The following is a 2,463-nucleotide window of genomic DNA, read 5'->3' as shown; positions in this document are numbered from 1 at the left end:
GGCGCCCGCAGCCAGGGCGCGCAGGCCTCGGCGAAGGCCTTCACGTCCAGCATGCGGATGTGGTCGGCGTTGATCGCCTCGGCCTTCTTCAGGTCGAAGCGGGCCGGGTTCGCGTTGACGTCCGCGATGTCGAACTTCTCCACCAGCTGGTCGATGGTGAAGACGTCCTGGTCCTTGGAGAAGGACCAGCCGAGCAGGGAGAGGTAGTTGAGCAGGCCCTCGGGGAGGAAGCCGCGCTCGCGGTAGAGGTTGAGCGAAGCCTCCGGGTCACGCTTGGAGAGCTTCTTGTTGCCCTCGCCCATGACGTACGGGAGGTGCCCGAAGGCGGGGATCTGCTGGGCGATGCCGAGCTCGATCAGGGCCTTGTAGAGCGCCACCTGACGCGGGGTGGAGGAGAGCAGGTCCTCGCCGCGCAGGACGTGGGTGATCTCCATCAGGGCGTCGTCAACCGGGTTGACGAGCGTGTAGAGCGGGGCGCCGTTGGCGCGGACGATGCCGTAGTCCGGGACGTTCTCCGGGGTGAAGGTCAGCTCGCCGCGGACCAGGTCCGTGAAGGTGATCGTCTCGTCGGGCATCCGGAAGCGGACGATCGAGGTGCGGCCCTCGGCCTTGTACGCCTCGGTCTGCTCGGCCGACAGGTCACGGCAGTGGCCGTCGTAGCCCGAGGACTTCCCGGCCTTGCGGGCGGCGTCGCGGCGCTCGTCCAGCTCGGGGGTGGTGCAGTAGCAGTGGTAGGCGTAACCGCCGGCCAGGAGCTTCTCGGCGACATCCTGGTAGATGTCCATGCGCTGCGACTGGCGATAGGGCGCGTGGGGCCCGCCGACCTCGTCGGGGCCCTCGTCCCAGTTGAGGCCGAGCCAGCGCAGCGAGTCGAGCAGCTGGTCGTACGACTCCTCGGAGTCGCGGGCCGCGTCGGTGTCCTCGATGCGGAAGACCAGGGTGCCTTCGTTGTGCCGGGCGAACGCCCAGTTGAACAGGGCGGTGCGGACCAGACCCACGTGCGGGTTGCCGGTCGGCGAGGGACAGAAACGGACGCGGACGTTGTTCGCGTTAGCCACGCTTGATCACCTTGTTGGTGAGAGTGCCGATGCCTTCGATGGTGACGGCGACCTCGTCGCCGACGTTCAGGGGTCCGACTCCGGCCGGGGTCCCTGTGAGGATGACGTCGCCCGGGAGCAGCGTCATGGCCTCGGAGATGTTGACGATCAGGTCCTCGATGGAGTGGATCATCTCGCTGGTGCGGCCCAGCTGGCGCTGTTCGCCGTTGACCGTCGCCTGGATCGTGAGGTCACTCGGGTCGAGGTCCGTCTCCACCCAGGGGCCGAGCGGGCAGGAGGTGTCGAAGCCCTTGGCCCTGGCCCACTGCTTCTCGCGCTTCTGGACGTCGCGGGCGGTCACGTCATTGGCGCAGGTGTAGCCGAAGATGACGTCCTTGACGCGCTCGCGCGGGACCTCGCGGCACATCCGGCCGATGACCACGGCCAGCTCGGCCTCGTGGTGCAGCTCGTTGGAGAAGGAGGGGTAGGCGATGGCGTCGCCCGAGCCGATCACCGAGGTGGTGGGCTTCAGGAAGGCGAACGGCACGTCCGGGACCTCGTTGCCGAGCTCTGCCGCGTGCTGCGCGTAGTTGCGGCCGAAGGCCACGACCTTGTTGGGGAGCACGGGGGGCAGGAGGCGGACCTTGCTCAGGGGCACCTTCGTACCGGAGAGCTCGAAGTCCGCGTACGGGATGCCCTTGATGATGTCGAGGACGAGGCCGTCGGGGGCCTCACCCTCGACCGCGCCGAAGGCGACATTGCCGTCGATGGAGAACCTGGCGATGCGCACGAGTGCTGTCGCCCCTCACTTCACTGTTGCTGGTCATCTGGAGTCTGACGGCTCCAGGCTAACGCGGAGGCGGGGTGAAGGGCGGCCCGCTTCTCGGCGGCCGGGGGTTCACGGGTCGACCCCAGGGAAGTCAGATCGCGGCTGCCGTGACCGGGGCTTCCATCAGGATGGTGCGGCGGGGATTGGCCGTCTGGGTGGGCAGCTCGAGGGAGTGCTCCGGCTGCTCGGGGCGGTGCAGTCCCTCGGCGTCCGCGAGGTGCATCAGCGTCGTGCGCCGGGGGTTGGCGGTGGAGCGGAGGATCATCGTGGTCTTCATGTGCTGCTCAGGCCCTGTCGGTACGGGTGCCCCGCCGGGGCACCGGTTGTCTGATTCGCCATCCCTGTAAAGCGTCAGGCTAAACATCCCATTCCCCGCCAAAGTCTGGTTGCGGTAACGATCTCGGTGTGAGTTTGCTCACTGAACGACTGGCATTTGCGACATAACGGTCAGTCAACTCCGGTCCACGAACCGGACATTGCGTGCGTGAAGGCGCTATTCCGCTCCTGATCATCTCGACTGGGACACCCCCGGCCCGTAAGCGACTCGTAAGCAAAAGTCCGATTTCTCCGAGAACACTTTCTACGACTTGTGACACG

3 protein-coding genes are annotated in these 2,463 nt (G+C 66.8%); all 3 read right to left on the bottom strand.

Going from position 1 to position 2,463, the window contains the following annotated elements; genetic code table 11:
• Positions 1–1,058 (bottom strand): glutamate--tRNA ligase (gene gltX / locus J0695_RS37600; protein WP_206969280.1); only part of this gene is annotated, 1,058 nt, incomplete at its 3' end.
• A complete protein-coding gene (locus J0695_RS37595; protein WP_206969279.1) occupies positions 1,051–1,827 on the bottom strand; it encodes a fumarylacetoacetate hydrolase family protein in 777 nt (258 codons plus the stop codon). The genes gltX and J0695_RS37595, both read right to left, overlap by 8 nt.
• Before the next feature lie 130 nt (positions 1,828–1,957).
• Positions 1,958–2,143, bottom strand: a complete 186-nt coding sequence (locus J0695_RS37590) for a hypothetical protein (RefSeq protein WP_206969278.1) — start codon at positions 2,141–2,143, stop codon at positions 1,958–1,960.
• Positions 2,144–2,463 lie beyond the last annotated feature (320 nt).

Source organism: Streptomyces beijiangensis, assembly GCF_017315755.1.
Taxonomy (GTDB): domain Bacteria; phylum Actinomycetota; class Actinomycetes; order Streptomycetales; family Streptomycetaceae; genus Streptomyces; species Streptomyces beijiangensis.
The sequence above is the reverse complement of the archived record's forward strand: the minus strand, read 5'-3'. Positions and strand labels throughout refer to the sequence as shown.

Bases quoted from the DNA above. Each gene is read 5' to 3' on its own strand.
- J0695_RS37590 (WP_206969278.1), bottom strand. From the start codon at position 2,143: ATGAAGACCACGATGATCCTCCGCTCCACCGCCAACCCCCGGCGCACG.